The sequence below is a fragment of the Ensifer sp. ZNC0028 genome (assembly GCF_000799055.1).
Classification (GTDB): domain Bacteria; phylum Pseudomonadota; class Alphaproteobacteria; order Rhizobiales; family Rhizobiaceae; genus Ensifer.
In genome coordinates, this window is sequence record NZ_JTLA01000046.1 from 98,330 (window position 1) to 112,369 (window position 14,040).

The 14,040-nt window shown below is 63.0% G+C and carries 13 protein-coding genes; 10 read left to right on the forward strand and 3 right to left on the reverse strand.

Annotated features, from left to right (window positions below; genetic code table 11):
• Window positions 1-134 precede the first annotated feature (134 nt).
• The 5 genes from L981_RS12260 to L981_RS12280 all read left to right on the forward strand — a co-directional run bounded on the left by L981_RS12260 (window position 135) and on the right by L981_RS12280 (window position 6,677).
• Window positions 135-1,001: an outer membrane protein assembly factor BamD gene (locus L981_RS12260; protein ID WP_043615925.1), complete on the forward strand. Its 867-nt coding sequence runs from the start codon at window positions 135-137 to the stop codon at window positions 999-1,001.
• Window positions 1,002-1,037: 36 nt separating this feature from the next.
• Window positions 1,038-2,711 (forward strand): DNA repair protein RecN, encoded by a 1,674-nt coding sequence (gene recN / locus L981_RS12265; protein WP_043615928.1) that lies wholly within the window; start codon window positions 1,038-1,040, stop codon window positions 2,709-2,711.
• 155 nt (window positions 2,712-2,866) lie between these two features.
• Window positions 2,867-3,856 (forward strand): hypothetical protein, encoded by a 990-nt coding sequence (locus L981_RS12270; RefSeq protein ID WP_156134060.1) that lies wholly within the window; start codon window positions 2,867-2,869, stop codon window positions 3,854-3,856.
• 75 nt (window positions 3,857-3,931) lie between these two features.
• On the forward strand, window positions 3,932-6,085 hold the full coding sequence (gene ligA / locus L981_RS12275; protein ID WP_043615936.1) for an NAD-dependent DNA ligase LigA: 2,154 nt from the start codon (window positions 3,932-3,934) through the stop codon (window positions 6,083-6,085).
• A gap of 199 nt (window positions 6,086-6,284) precedes the next feature.
• The gene (locus tag L981_RS12280) at window positions 6,285-6,677 is read left to right on the forward strand and encodes a hypothetical protein (RefSeq protein ID WP_043615937.1); all 393 of its coding nucleotides are present in this window, start codon (window positions 6,285-6,287) and stop codon (window positions 6,675-6,677) included.
• Window positions 6,678-6,784: 107 nt separating this feature from the next.
• Here the strand turns inward: L981_RS12280 and L981_RS12285 are convergent, their stop codons facing one another.
• Window positions 6,785-7,192 carry a VOC family protein gene (locus L981_RS12285; RefSeq protein WP_043615939.1) on the reverse strand — a complete coding sequence of 136 codons (408 nt, stop codon included), beginning with the start codon at window positions 7,190-7,192 and terminating at the stop codon, window positions 6,785-6,787.
• 324 nt (window positions 7,193-7,516) lie between these two features.
• Here L981_RS12285 and L981_RS33730 point away from each other — a divergent pair, with 324 nt between their 5' ends.
• Window positions 7,517-7,873: a hypothetical protein gene (locus tag L981_RS33730; protein WP_082005993.1), complete on the forward strand. Its 357-nt coding sequence runs from the start codon at window positions 7,517-7,519 to the stop codon at window positions 7,871-7,873.
• 54 nt (window positions 7,874-7,927) lie between these two features.
• Here the strand turns inward: L981_RS33730 and L981_RS12295 are convergent, their stop codons facing one another.
• Window positions 7,928-8,227 carry a hypothetical protein gene (locus L981_RS12295; RefSeq protein WP_043615947.1) on the reverse strand — a complete coding sequence of 100 codons (300 nt, stop codon included), beginning with the start codon at window positions 8,225-8,227 and terminating at the stop codon, window positions 7,928-7,930.
• 249 nt (window positions 8,228-8,476) lie between these two features.
• On the opposite strand from L981_RS12295, the gene panC reads away from it, so the two are divergent.
• The 4 genes from panC to L981_RS12315 all read left to right on the forward strand — a co-directional run bounded on the left by panC (window position 8,477) and on the right by L981_RS12315 (window position 11,417).
• Complete coding sequence (gene panC / locus L981_RS12300; RefSeq protein ID WP_043615949.1) at window positions 8,477-9,352, forward strand: pantoate--beta-alanine ligase; 876 nt, start codon at window positions 8,477-8,479, stop codon at window positions 9,350-9,352.
• A 1-nt stretch (window position 9,353) separates the two neighbouring features.
• On the forward strand, window positions 9,354-10,175 hold the full coding sequence (gene panB / locus L981_RS12305; protein ID WP_043615957.1) for a 3-methyl-2-oxobutanoate hydroxymethyltransferase: 822 nt from the start codon (window positions 9,354-9,356) through the stop codon (window positions 10,173-10,175).
• Between the two features lie 211 nt (window positions 10,176-10,386).
• Window positions 10,387-11,100, forward strand: a complete 714-nt coding sequence (locus tag L981_RS12310) for an AzlC family ABC transporter permease (protein WP_043615959.1) — start codon at window positions 10,387-10,389, stop codon at window positions 11,098-11,100.
• Window positions 11,101-11,102: 2 nt separating this feature from the next.
• Entirely contained in the window at window positions 11,103-11,417 is a 315-nt protein-coding gene (locus L981_RS12315) for an AzlD family protein (protein WP_043615991.1), read from the forward strand.
• Between the two features lie 85 nt (window positions 11,418-11,502).
• Here L981_RS12315 and L981_RS12320 read toward each other — a convergent pair whose 3' ends face one another.
• Entirely contained in the window at window positions 11,503-13,338 is a 1,836-nt protein-coding gene (locus L981_RS12320; protein WP_043615961.1) for an aminopeptidase P family protein, read from the reverse strand.
• Window positions 13,339-14,040: the final 702 nt, after the last annotated feature.

Consider the following 14,040-nt stretch of genomic DNA (forward strand, 5'->3'; position numbering starts at 1 on the left):
GCCGGCATTTTCATGATAGAGCTGCCACAAATTTGCATGAATCACCGATCATGACGTTGCGGTCTCAAGGTAACTTGCTCTAAAAGCGCATGTCTGGCGGGGTCCATGCCCGCAGAATGGAACGGGAATATCCGATGGTTCTTGCAGTTTCTGTGGATTTGAAGAAGTCAGCGCGCGTCGCCGCCGTCATTGTCGCGGCTGTTGCCGGCAGCGCCCTGATCACCGCCTGCCAGAACGATCCCGATATCGACATCACCAAGCTGACGGCCGAGACCGATCCGCCGGAAGTGCTCTACAATCAGGGCCTTGCCAACCTCAATGCCGGCAAGACGACGGAGGCGGCGCGCAAGTTCGAAGCGCTCGACCGCCAGCATCCGTTCTCGGAATATGCCCGCAAGGCGTTGGTCATGAACGCCTTCGTTTCCTATCGTAACGGTCAGTACCAGGAGGCGATCAACGCCACCGGCCGCTACCTCAATCTTTATCCGCAGTCGGAAGACGCGGCCTATGCGCAGTACATCCAGGGTCTCGCCTATACCAAGCAGATCCCGGCGGTGACGCAGGACCAGAAGCCGGCCTTCAAGGCGATCGAAGCCATGCAGGCGGTCGTCGACCGCTACCCGGACTCCGAATATGTCGACGACGCCAAGTCGAAGATCCGCTTTGCCCGCGACCAGCTGGCCGGCAAGGAAATGCAGGTCGGCCGCTACTATCTCGAGCGCAAGGAATACCTTGCCGCCGTATCGCGTTTCCGCGTCGTCATCGAGCAGTACCCGAACACCAACCAGGTGGAAGAGGCGCTTGCCCGTCTGACGGAAGCCTACTTCGCGATGGGCGTGACCCAGGAGGCGCAGACCGCTGCCGCCGTTCTCGGCCACAACTATCCGGACAGCCAGTGGTATTCCGATTCGTTCAAGCTGCTGCAGTCGGGTGGCCTGGAGCCACGTGAAAGCGGCAACTCCTGGATCTCGCGTGCCGCCAAGAAACTCGTCGGCGCCTGATCTTAATCAGCGCCCTCTAGGAAGATATGACCCCGGATGCTTGCCCAGCTTTCGATCCGCGATATCGTCCTGATTGAACGGCTTGATCTCAATTTCGACGCCGGGCTCTCGGTGCTGACCGGTGAAACCGGGGCCGGCAAGTCCATCCTTCTCGACAGTCTGTCGCTCGCCCTTGGCGGGCGCGGCGACGGCTCGCTCGTGCGCCACGGCTCCGACAAGGGGCAGGTGACGGCGGTCTTCGACGTGCCGATGGGGCATTCGGCGCGGCTGATGCTCAGGGAAAACGGCATCGACGACGACGGCGACCTGATCTTCCGCCGCGTGCAGTCGGCCGACGGCCGCACCAAAGCCTATGTCAACGACCAGCCGATCAGCGTCCAGCTGATGCGCCAGCTCGGGCAGACGCTCGTCGAAATCCACGGACAGCACGATGACCGCGCGCTCGTCGATATCGACGCGCACCGCACGCTGCTCGACGCTTTTGGCGGCACCGCCGACGAAGCGGCGCATGTGAGCGAACTCTATCGCGCCTGGAAGGACGCCGAGCGCGGCCTGAAGAAACACCGCGAGCGGGTCGAAGCGGCCGCGCGCGAGGCGGACTACCTGCGGTCCTCGGTCGAAGAACTGGAGAAGCTCAGCCCCCGCGACGGCGAAGAGGACGAGCTTGCCGAAAACCGGGCGCGGATGATGAAGGCCGAGCGCATTGCCGGCGACATCAACGAGGCCTCGGAGTTCCTCAACGGCAACGCCTCGCCGGTTCCGCTGATCGCCTCGCTCGTGCGCCGTCTCGAGCGCAAGAGCCAGGAGGCGCCGGGCCTGCTCGAAGAAACGGTCGAGCTGCTCGACGGGGCGCTCAACCAGCTTTCGGACGCGCAGATGTCGGTCGAGCGGGCGTTGCGCAACACGGAATTCGATCCGAAGGAACTGGAGCGGGTGGAGGAGCGGCTGTTCGCGCTTCGCGCCGCCAGCCGCAAATATTCGGTACCGGTCACGGAACTGCCGGCGCTTGCCGTCCGCATGATTTCCGATCTCGCCGATCTCGATGCCGGCGAGGAAAAGCTGAAGCAACTCGATGCCCAAGTCGGCATGGCGCGGGTGGCGTTCGACGCTTCGGCGCGCTCGCTCTCCGAAAAGCGTCGCCATACCGCGACAGCACTTTCCGACGCCGTCATGGCCGAGCTGCCGGCGCTGAAGCTCGAACGCGCACGCTTCATGGTCGAGGTGCAGAGCGATCCGTCGCTGCCGACGGTCGACGGCATTGACCTTGTCGAGTTCCACGTTCAGACCAACCCCGGCACGCGGCCGGGGCCGATCATGAAAGTGGCTTCGGGCGGCGAACTTTCGCGCTTCCTGCTGGCGCTTAAGGTGGCGCTCGCCGATCGCGGCTCGGCGCCGACGCTCGTCTTCGACGAAATCGACACCGGCGTCGGCGGTGCGGTGGCCGACGCCATCGGCCAGCGGCTGAAGCGGCTTTCGGCAACGGTTCAGGTGCTCTCGGTCACCCACGCGCCGCAGGTTGCCGCGCGCGCGGCAACGCATCTCTTGATCTCCAAGGGTCCTTCGGCCGAGAAGGCCGAGATGATTTCCACCCGTGTCGCCCGCATGGACGACAAGGCGCGCACCGAAGAAATCGCCCGCATGCTTGCCGGCGCTTCGATCACCGAAGAGGCGAGGGCGGCAGCCGCTCGCCTGCTTTCCGGCAACGGCTAGATCATTCTGCCGCCAAGTGGAAACATTGGCAGCTGAAATGCGATCTCCTCAGAGTGCTCATCCGAACCCACGGCTGGGCTTCCTAAGCCTTTTGGTTGAATTGTTGCGCCGCTGCACCCGTGTTCTATTTCCTCTGCGGTTGGGGCACTTCGAGCATGTGGGAGAAACTTCAGCATAAACTGGAGATCCGGTTTGCGCAGATGCGTGCGCATCCGGAACTGATCCTGCTCATCGCGCTCGCCTATGCCGGCCTTATCCTGACCATAAGGGACGCGAACCAGGAACTGGGCGGCTTCGGGGTGGTCGCGTGCGTTGCGATCGCCGTGATCGCAGCAGCCCTTGTCGCAAGGCTACGACGTGCCTCACAGTTCGGGCCGGCGGAGGAGGTGGCCGATCCTCAACCGCCGAACGCGGACGAAGCCACGCCGTTGGCGCTTGTGGCGCCCTGCGCGCGTGGGGACCGTTCCTATCTTGTCCGCGTCCCGGCGCCGACGGCGGTCGCCTATGATGTGGTCCGCAAGGCACAGGATGTGTTTCGCAGCGGCGCGATCGATCCCGAAGAGGATATGAAAGCGTTCCATTCCGATCCCTACAGCCTGATTTGCCTGCAGGATCCCGACGAGAACATCTTCGGCTTCATCGACTACTACGCCTTCGAAAAGAACCACTTCAAACTGTTCTTGCAGGGCCACTATGCCTTCGACAATCTCTTGGCGAGCGGGCTGCTCGCCCATCCGCAGGCGCGAAAGGCGAAGGTCGTCTATCTCGCGACCATCCTCAATTTGAGCTTCCTGCTCGATTCCATGCGTGTCGAGCGCCGGCGGCAGAACGGCATCCTCGTCTGGGCGACGGTCTCGGCGATCCTCGAGCACCACACGTTCCCGCCCGATGGCATCGACATCTACAGCATCGGCTGGGACAAGGGCGGGGCTGCGATCCTGAAGATGTTCGGCCTGCAGCCGGTCAGCCGGGTGATGCGTGGCGAGGCGAAAGGCAAATGGATCTACTGCAAGCGTGGCGTCCAGAAAAAGGATCTGGAGGCCATCCGCTGCCGCTATCGGAAGCGCTATGAACGATGGTGCGAACTGGATGTCCGGCCGCTTGCCGGGCTCGCGGCGGGGAGGGCCAATGCCACGGGCGCGTAAGTTGACGGCGCCGGACGGTCTTTTCTTTCCCAGCGGTTGCTCTACAAAACGACTCCGAATCCGGAGTTGTCGCGCATGTCCCAAGAATTGAAACCCGTCGAGAATCTCAACGAAGCGGAAGCGGCGGAAGCGCTTGCCTATCTTGCGGCCGAGCTTGCGCGCCACGACGCGCTTTATCACGGCCAGGACGCGCCGGAGATTTCGGATGCGGACTATGACGCGCTGAAGCGGCGCAACGATGCGATCGAGGCGCAGTTTCCGGCGCTGATCCGCGAGGACAGCCCGTCGAGGAAGGTCGGCGCGGCGCCGTCCGTCACCTTCCAGCCGGTCGTTCACGCCCGGCCGATGCTGTCGCTCGACAACACGTTTTCCGACGAGGACGCCCGCGATTTCGTCGCCTCGGTCTATCGCTTCCTCGGGCAGCTACCGGATAATTCGATCGCCTTTACCGCCGAGCCGAAGATCGACGGGCTCTCCATGTCGCTGCGCTACGAAAACCGCCGGCTGGTGACGGCCGCGACCCGCGGCGACGGCACGACGGGGGAAAACGTCACCGCCAATATCCGCACCATTGGCATGATCCCGCAGACGCTGCCGGCCGGCGCGCCTGATATCGTCGAGGTGCGCGGCGAAATCTATATGGCGAAGTCCGACTTTGCCGCGCTCAATGCCGAGATGGCAGCGCTCGGCAAGCCGCTCTACGTCAACCCGCGCAACACCGCTTCCGGATCGCTGCGCCAGCTCGACGCCAAGGTGACAGCGAGCCGCAAGCTGCGTTTCTTTGCCTATGCCTGGGGCGAGATCTCGGCAATGCCCGCCGATACGCAGATGGGCATGGTCGAGGTCTTCAAGGCCTGGGGCTTCCCCGTCAACCCGCTGATGCAGCGCCTCTCCTCGGCCGATGCGCTGCTCGAACATTACCACCACATCGAGCGCGAGCGGCCGGATCTCGACTATGATATCGACGGCGTCGTCTACAAGGTTGACCGGCTCGACCTGCAGGCCCGCCTCGGTTTCCGCTCGCGCTCGCCGCGTTGGGCGACGGCGCACAAGTTCCCGGCCGAGCAGGCGTTCACCCGGCTGACGGCGATCGACATCCAGGTCGGCCGCACCGGCGCGCTGACGCCGGTGGCGCGGCTTGAGCCGATCACCGTCGGCGGCGTCGTCGTCACCAATGCGACCTTGCACAACGAGGACTACATAAAGGGGCTTGGCAATTCGGGCGAGGCAATCCGCGAGGGCCGCGACATCCGTATCGGCGACATGGTGATCGTCCAGCGCGCCGGCGACGTCATTCCGCAGATCGTCGATGTCGTCATGGACGAGCGCAAGGAAGGCTCCGAGCCCTATCGCTTCCCGACGACATGCCCCGTCTGCGGCAGCCATGCGGTGCGCGACATCAACGAGAAGACCGGCAAGGTGGATGCGGTGCGCCGCTGCACCGGCGGCTTCGTCTGCCGCGCCCAGGCGGTCGAGCACCTGAAGCACTTCGTCTCGCGCAATGCCTATGACATCGAGGGCCTCGGCTCCAAGCAGATCGAGTTCTTCTTCGAAAGCGAGGATCCGACGCTTTCGATCCGCACGGCGCCTGACATCTTCACGCTGGAGAAGCGCCAGGAGGCGTCGCTCACCAAGCTTGAAAACATTGACGGCTTCGGCCGCGTCAGCGTGCGCAAACTCTATGACGCCATCAATACGCGCCGCTCGATCGCACTGCAGCGCTTCATCTACGCGCTCGGCATCCGCCATGTGGGCGAGACGACGGCGAAGCTGCTCGCGCGCTCCTACGGCACTTATGAACACTTCGGCACAGCGATGAGCGAGGCTTCGACGTTTACGGGCGACGCCTGGAACGAACTCAACAGCATCGACGGCATCGGCGAGGTCGTCGCCCGCGCCATCGTCGAGTTCTACAAGGAGCCGCGCAACCTCGAAGTGGTCAACCGGCTGCTGTCCGAGGTGACGCCGGAGGCGGCGGAAGCGCCGGTCGCGAGCGACAGCCCGGTCGCCGGCAAGACGGTCGTCTTCACCGGTTCGCTCGAAAAGATGACGCGCGACGAGGCCAAGGCCAAGGCCGAAAGCCTCGGCGCTAAAGTGGCAGGCTCCGTGTCGAAGAAGACCGATATCGTCGTTGCCGGGCCGGGCGCCGGATCCAAGCTCGACAAGGCCCGCGAACTCGGAGTCGCGACCATGGACGAGGACGAGTGGCTGGCGCTGATCGGCGGGTAGGGGCTGCCATGATCCATGGCCGATCGCGCGAGGCGCTTGAACCGCGCGAGAGTTTGCAGCGTCTCGAAGGGCGCCGAGCCCGGTTCAGTCGGTGGTGGTGGTGGCTTTGCGCTGAAAACGTGAACGTGTGCCTCGTTGCCGCCGCAACCGGTTCCATTGTATATTAGTGGTCACTTCTTTAAATGATGGGGAGACCACGATGAGAAAGATACTTTCAGGCATCGCTTTGGCGTTCCTACTATCAGGCATTAATGCTTACGCCCTCGACCTTCCGGCAGGTGCCAAGAAGGTCACGATGGACGAGTTCAAGGCCTTTGCCGACGGCAAACCCGTCAAAGTCGAGGTCTACGATTTCGACAAGCCCGTGACCGCAGATTTGGTCTGGAACTGGAAGAAGGGGACGATAACGGGCAAGGCCAAGGTCGACGGAAAAACGTTCGGCGTGAAGACCAAGCTGACCTTCAAGGACGACAAGGCTTGCTCGAACGGGAAAGGTGAGAAGCCGACTTGCTTCACCATCTACATTGAAGGGAACAAGTTCTATGAAGTGCGCGACGACATGAAGGTGCACGCCGTCTCAACCATCGGGTAAACCTTCCAACGGACAGCGCGCATCGTAATGGCTGCGCGCTGCCGGACACGCGGTGCAAAAAGACCGCCCGGCATGCCGGGCGGTCTTTTGCTGCGCTGATGTCGTGATCAGCCCTGCTGCTGGGCTGCTTCCTGATCCATCCACATGTATTCCCAGACGTGGCCGTCGAGGTCCTGGAAGGAGATGCCGTACATGAAGCCGTAGTCGATCGCCGGCTTCCAGGGCTTGGCGCCGGCGGCAAGGGCCTTGGCGAGGATGTCGTCGCATTCGGCGCGGCTGCCGGCGGAAAGGGCGGTGATGACCTCGGTGCCCTTGCGGGTGTCGCTGATCTCGCCGGTGATGAAGTCGCGGAACTTCGGCTCGGTCAAAAGCATGACGAAAATATTGTCCGAGATCACCGTGCAGGCGGCGGTGTCGTCGGAGAACTGCTCGTTGAAGGTATAGCCGAGGGCGGCGAAGAACGCGCGCGAAGCCTTCAGATCCTTGACCGGCAGGTTTACGAAAATCATGCGCATGAAATGCTCCTTGGAATGGATTTTGTGTTTTGGGGCGTCAGGCCACTCCACACCATCCGTGAAAAGGCCCAACTCTTTGAAAATGCTCAACTCCGGACGAAGGACCGATCCATGGCCCCCTGGAATTGTCCTAAGGACGTATGCCGGACGACGATCCCGACACCGGCTCAAAGATTTTTTTGAGCCGGGCTGATGTGGGGTGCAGCTTGAGGTATTCAAGCGATCCGGGCTAAGGCAAAGTTGGTTGAAAATGTGCGCGTCGCGGCCTTGATCCGGGAAATCGCGATGATCGCAAAAAAAATGCCTTGAGCTGCACGAGGTTGCATGGCCCAGCTAGAACTGTCACCTGAATTCTATGCGGAATGCGATGAAGGCGCTTCGTTTCGCGAAGGGGAAGTTTTTCATCGGCTCGTCAATGCGCGTGGCGGCTCGCTCGCGACACCGGTGGCTCGGTTCTTTGCTTCGCGCCCTCGTATAGCTGCGGAGGGCTTCCATAAACACACCCGGCTCGATTGTTTCATCAATGATCGGAAACTCGTTCCACAGCCAGAAAGGCTCGCCGAACGGATACTCGCTGCATTGATCCGCAACGGCTCTATCTCGGAGCCGATCTGGCTCGGCTGGCATCGCTCCGAAGAGATCGGCGGGCGAGCCCACGGTGCTGTATTCGACTTCGATTGAACGGCAGTTTGTCCGCGCCGGAGGTCGGTGAAGAACACCAGCCAAGGAGTTCTCCTACTTCACAGTGCACACACCATTGGCGCCGCCCTTGCCGGTGTAGGACACGCTCGGCGAGCCATCGGGATTGATGCTGAGCGAGATGGTAACGCCGGCGCCCTTGGCCTCGTAGTAGTTCTCGTTGAACACTTTCAGCTTGGCTTCCTTGCCATTGATGTAGATCGGGCCGCCTTCGTCGGCATGGACCTCGATCTTGCCGGGGCAGGTGGCGTTGACGAGCGGGATTTTGGCTTCGGCGGCCGCGGCGAAGGCAAGCGTCGGGACAAGAAGGCTGAGAAGGCGCAGGCAGGGTTTCATCTCGCTCTCCAGCGTGGGTTGCAGGTGGCATCAATGGCCAACCGTGACAGGCTGTCGGGGGAAGTCAAGCGCGGCCGCGCGTCATCAACCTGTCATCAATCCGATTGTTTTTTTGCGCTGCACAAGATAGAGGATTGCAGCCGAATTTTATGCAAATGCCTTTTCGTGGAGCAGGTCGCGGCCATCTGCGAAGGCAGCGCGCCAGCACCCCAAAGGGCAGGGCGCCGGCGCGGATTGGAGGGTCCGGAGATGAAGACTTTCACCACCATCGCCGAGCTGCGTGCAGCGCTTGCGGAACATCGCCGCGCAGGCAAGACCGTCGGCTTCGTGCCGACCATGGGCTACCTGCATGTCGGCCATATGGAGCTGATGCGCCGGGCCCGCGAGGAAAACGACATCGTCGTCGCCAGCATCTTTGTCAATCCGCTGCAGTTCGGCGCCAACGAGGATCTTTCCAAATATCCGCGCGATCTCGCCCGCGACCAGGCGATGCTCGAAGCGGGCAGCGTCGACTATCTGTTTGCGCCGGGTGTTGCCGACATGTATCCGCGGCCGATGGAGACGGTGGTCGACGTGCCGACGCTCGGCAGCGAGCTCGAGGGCTCGGTGCGCCCCGGCCATTTCGCCGGTGTCGCCACGGTCGTCACCAAGCTCTTCAACATCGTCGGGCCCGATCGCGCTTATTTCGGCGAGAAGGATTTCCAGCAGTTGCAGATCATCCGCCGCATGGTGGAAGACCTGGCCCAACCGGTCACCGTCATCGGCGTGCCGACGGTGCGCGAGGCCGACGGGCTCGCCTGCTCGTCGCGCAATGTCTATCTGACGGCGGAAGAGCGGCGTGCGGCGGCGATCGTGCCGAAGGCGCTCGATGAGGCGGCCCGTCTCGTCGCATCCGGCGTCTGCGATGTCGCGGCACTCGAAAAGGCCGTGACCGCGTTTCTCGCGAGCGAGCCGCTGGCGAAGCCCGAGGTCGTGGCAGTCCGCGATCCCGAGACGCTGGAGACGATCGAAACGATCGGCGACCAGCCGGTGCTGCTGCTTCTCTTCGTCCGCTTCGGCACGACGAAGTTGCTCGACAACCGTGTCATCGCCCCGAAATCCGCGTCCTTTGCAAAGGTTGCCTGACATGAGCGTGCAGTCACAGAAGCGCCGCCTCAGCCCTGCCAACATCGAAGCGCTGAAGGGCCAACGCCCGATCGTCAGCCTGACGGCCTACACGACGCCGATCGCCCGGCTGCTCGATCCGCATGTGGATTTCCTGCTGGTCGGCGATTCCGTCGGCATGGTGCTCTATGGGCTCGACACCACCGTCGGCGTGACGCTGGAAATGATGATCGCCCATGGCCAGGCGGTGATGCGCGGCTCGCAGCAGTCCTGCGTCGTCATCGACATGCCCTTCGGCTCCTACCAGGAATCGAAGGAGCAGGCGTTCCGCAGCGCAGCCCGCATCCTCAAGGAAACCGGCTGCAGCGCGGTGAAGCTCGAGGGTGGCGCCGAGATGGCCGAGACGGTCGAGTTTCTCGTCAGCCGCGGCATTCCGGTGCTTGGCCATGTCGGGTTGATGCCGCAACTGGTCAACACCACAGGCGGCTATCGTTCGGTCGGCCGCAACGACAAGGAAGTGGCAAAGATCCGCCGCGACGCCAAGGCGATCGACGATGCCGGCGCGTTTGGCATCGTCATCGAGGGCACGGTCGAGCCGGTCGCCCGCGAGATTACCGCCGAGCTGCGCTCGCCGACGATCGGTATCGGCGCATCGCCCGCCTGCGACGGCCAGATCCTCGTCTCCGACGACATGCTCGGCCTCTTCAACGACTTCAAGCCGCGCTTCGTCAAGCATTTCGCTGAACTGGCGCCGGCGATCTCCAAGGCGGCCGAGGCGTATGCCAACGAGGTGAAGGCGCGTAGCTTCCCCGGTATCGAGCATACGTTCCAGGTCAAGAAGTAGGCGGTAGCTGACCCGCGCCGGCCGCATGTTCCAAGCGACAAAGCGTACCGGTTTCTTGATCGGTGCGCCTTTTGTTCAAGCCTCGTTCGCCGAGGCATCATAAAATTCAATCATTGTATCAGCGCATTTGAATTGTTGCCGGGGGCGCAAGCGCCTATCAGTCCGGCACCGGCCGCGCGGCGCGTCATCGCCCCGGCCGGCGGAGGTTTCCATGAAAAAAGATGAATTCTGGGAAGGGGTCCGCGGCGGCTTTCCCATCATGCTGGCAGCATCGCCCTTTGGCGCGCTGTTCGGGGCGCTTGCGGTCGACAACGGCTTCACCATTGCCGATGCGGTGTTCATGAGTGCGACCGTATATGCCGGCGCCAGCCAGATGGTCGGCATCGAGCTCTTCGGCAACCACGTCCAGCCCTGGCTGGTGGTGCTCTCGGTCTTTGCGGTCAACTTCCGCCACGTGCTCTATTCGGCCTCGATCGCCAAATATGTCCGGCACTTCACCTTCGGGCAGAAGTTCCTCGCCTTCTTCCTGCTGGTCGATCCGCAATATGCCGAGACCGAGAAGCGCGGCGAGCGCGGCTTGCCGATCACCTTTGCCTGGTATCTCGGCTTCGGGCTGATCATCTACGTTCCCTGGATCATCAACACGCTGGTCGGCGCGATCTTCGGGCAGATGATCGGCGATCCCAAGGCAATCGGCCTCGATGTCCTGCTGCCGGTCTATTTCATGGGCCTGGTCATGGGCTTCCGCAAGCGCGACCGCTTCCTGCCGATTGTCATCGTCTCGGGGCTGGCTTCCGTCGCCGGCATGCATTTCGTCGGCTCGCCCTGGCATGTCAGCATCGGCGCGCTCGCCGGCATCTTGCTGGCCGCCATCCTGCCGCCAAGCGGGCAGGCTGCAGCGCCGGCTGTCGAGAAGGAGGCATGACGATGGATCCGCAGCACCTGAACCTCATCTACCTGATCGTCGCGGCGGCCGTTGCGACCTTCCTGACGCGTGTCGGCGGCTACATCCTGATCACCCAGATGAAGCAGATTCCGCCGCGTCTGGAGGCGGCGCTGAACGCCGTTCCGGCGGCCGTTCTCACCACGCTCGTGGCGCCGGCCTTCGTCTATGGCGGGCTCGACGTCACGATCGCCATGTTCATCGCCTTTGCCATCGCGCTCGGGCTGAACCTCTCGACGCTGCGCATGCTTGTCATCGGCTGGGTCGTGGTGATGGTGATCCGCCACCTGGTGATGTAGGGCCAATAAGCGCCCGGTATCGGGAAAGCAAAAACGCCGCGCTCAAGGAGCGCGGCGTTTTTTATTGTGTCGGTCGGCGACTGACTCAGCGTGAGAGCGCTTCCGTTGCGGCCTTCAGCCAGGCGCGGGTCTCGTCGCTCGCCAGCAGCGGCGTCAGCTTTTCGCGCGTCTCGGCATGGTAGGCGTTGAACCAGGCGAGTTCCTCGTCGGTCAACAGCGCCGGCAGCACCAGGCGGCGGTCGATCGGGCAGTAGGTGATCGTGTCGAAGCCGAGCATCGGCAGGTCGCCACCGTCGACCATCGTTGCCGGCTGCACGACGATGAGGTTTTCGATGCGGATGCCGAAGGCGCCGGGGCGGTAGTAGCCGGGCTCGTTGGAGAGGATCATGCCGGCCAGCAGTTCCTGCGTCGAAAGACGGGCGATGCGCTGCGGCCCCTCATGCACCGAGAGATAGGAGCCGACGCCGTGACCGGTGCCGTGGGCATAATCGGCGCCCGCCTTCCAGAGCGCGATGCGGGCCAAGGGATCAAGATCGACGCCGCGCGAACCCTTGGGGAAACGCGCCGTGCTGATCGCGATCATACCCTTCAGCACCAGGGTGAAGAAGCGCTTCTGCTCTTCCGGTACCGCGCCGATGGCGACCGTACGGGTGATGTCGGTGGTGCCGTTGATGTATTGCGCGCCGGAATCGATCAGGAACATGGTGCCCGCCTCGATTGCCTGGTCGGTGGCGGTGTTGACGCGGTAGTGCATGATCGCCGCATGCGCGCCGGCGCCGGAGATCGTGTCGAAGGAGATGTCCTTCAGCGGGTTCTGCATGCGCTCGCCGACGGTGGTGCGCGCCGCTTCCAGCTGGTTGGTGGCAGCGATCTCGGTCACCGTGCCCGGCTGCTGGCCGTCGAGCCAGGCGAGGAACTCGACCATGGCGGCGCCATCCTGCAGATGGGCGCGGGTCGAGCCTTCGATTTCGGCCATGTTCTTCTGGGCGCGGGGCAGGCGGGCGGGATCGACCGCCTCGACGATCTTGCCGCCCTTGGCGCGGATCAGCTCGGAAATGGCGAAGGACGCGAGGTCCGGATCGATCATGACAGACGCGCCGGCAGTGCCGAGTGCGGCCAAGCGATCGTCGAAGGTCGACGGTGCGACGATCTCGGCGATCTGGGTGAGATAGGCTTCCTGCTCGATGCCGGTCTTGCGCTTGTCGAGGAAAAGCTCGGCGCGACCGTCGGCGTGGATGATCGCGCGAGCCAGCGGATGCGGCGTGTGCGGCACGTCGGAGCCGCGGATGTTGAAGGTCCAGGCGACGGAGGAGGGGTCGGTCAGCACGACGGCTTCGGCGCCCGCCTTGGAAAGGCCGGCTGCGATCGTCGCGATCTTGTCCTTGGCGAGCGTGCCCGCATGCTCGATCGGCTGGATCGTCACCTTGCCGAGCGGGGCAGCCGGACGGTTCGTCCAGATCCTGTCGAGCGGGTTGTGATCGAGGAAGACGAGCGAACCGCCGAGGGTGGCGAGCGCCTTTTCCAGCCGGCGGACTTCCGCACCGGTGTGAACCCAGGGATCGATGCCGAGCTTGAAGCCCTTGGTTCCATGGTTTTCGAGCCAGAGATGCGGTGGCTCGCCGATGAGGTCGCCACCGGTAAAGACGGCGCCATCGACCTGTTCCTTCAATTGGGTGACGTAGCGGCCATCGACGAAGACGACGGCTTCACGCTTCGTGATGAGGGCGACGCCGGCCGAACCGGTGAAGCCGGTCAGCCAGGACAGGCGCTCGGACGAGGCCGGCACGTATTCGCCCTGGAACTCGTCGGCGCGCGGCACGAGAAAGCCGTCGATGCCGAGGGCCGCGAAGGACGCGCGCAGGGCTTCGGTGCGCTCCTTGCCGAACTGCGGCGTGGAGGTGACTTCAAAAGACTGAAACATGAGGGAATTCCGGTAGATTGAGCGGCAAACCGCGGGAAAAGATGGGCCATGTTAGCGGAAACGGCCCTTTGGAGGAAAGAGGCGATATCCTGCGATGGCGGCCTGATCCGCGATTGGTGCAAAGCTGCAGTTGTGCTGCGGTAAGAGAGCAATTGCCCATTTACCATACATATGCGCTCAGCGCATGGCACCCATGCTCAGAAAACTCTTTCTCTATCGGAATAATAGTTTATAAGCCGCCTCAACGAACACGGACGAACATCCGGTGGTTCAAAAAGCTGCGGTTCCGAGAATAGTTGGTCACTCTGTTCTCCTCCTCCCTCAAGGGTGGTCAGCTTCGGAACAGTAGACGCCCGCTCGAGCACTCCTCCTCCTCAGGCTCGCGGGCATGGTTGGCCACAAGCCAACCAGCAGGCGATGCCTCTGGCATCGCCTTAGTTTCGAAAGGCCGCCCGTCATGAAGGACGAGGCGGCCTTTTCGTTTTTCCCAGGTTGATTTGGTGGGGCTAGCGTGCATTCAAAAGAATGCCCCTCACCCTAGCCCTCTCCCCGCAGGCGGGGCGAGGGGACGTGCCCTAAGCGCGGCTCGCGCATGAGTTGACATCGATCCGGCGCGTGGCCGGCGTATGTGGCTGGGCGAAAGAGTGCGGCAAAGCTCCCTTCGCCCCGCTTGCGGGGAGAAGGTGCCGGCAGGCGGATGAG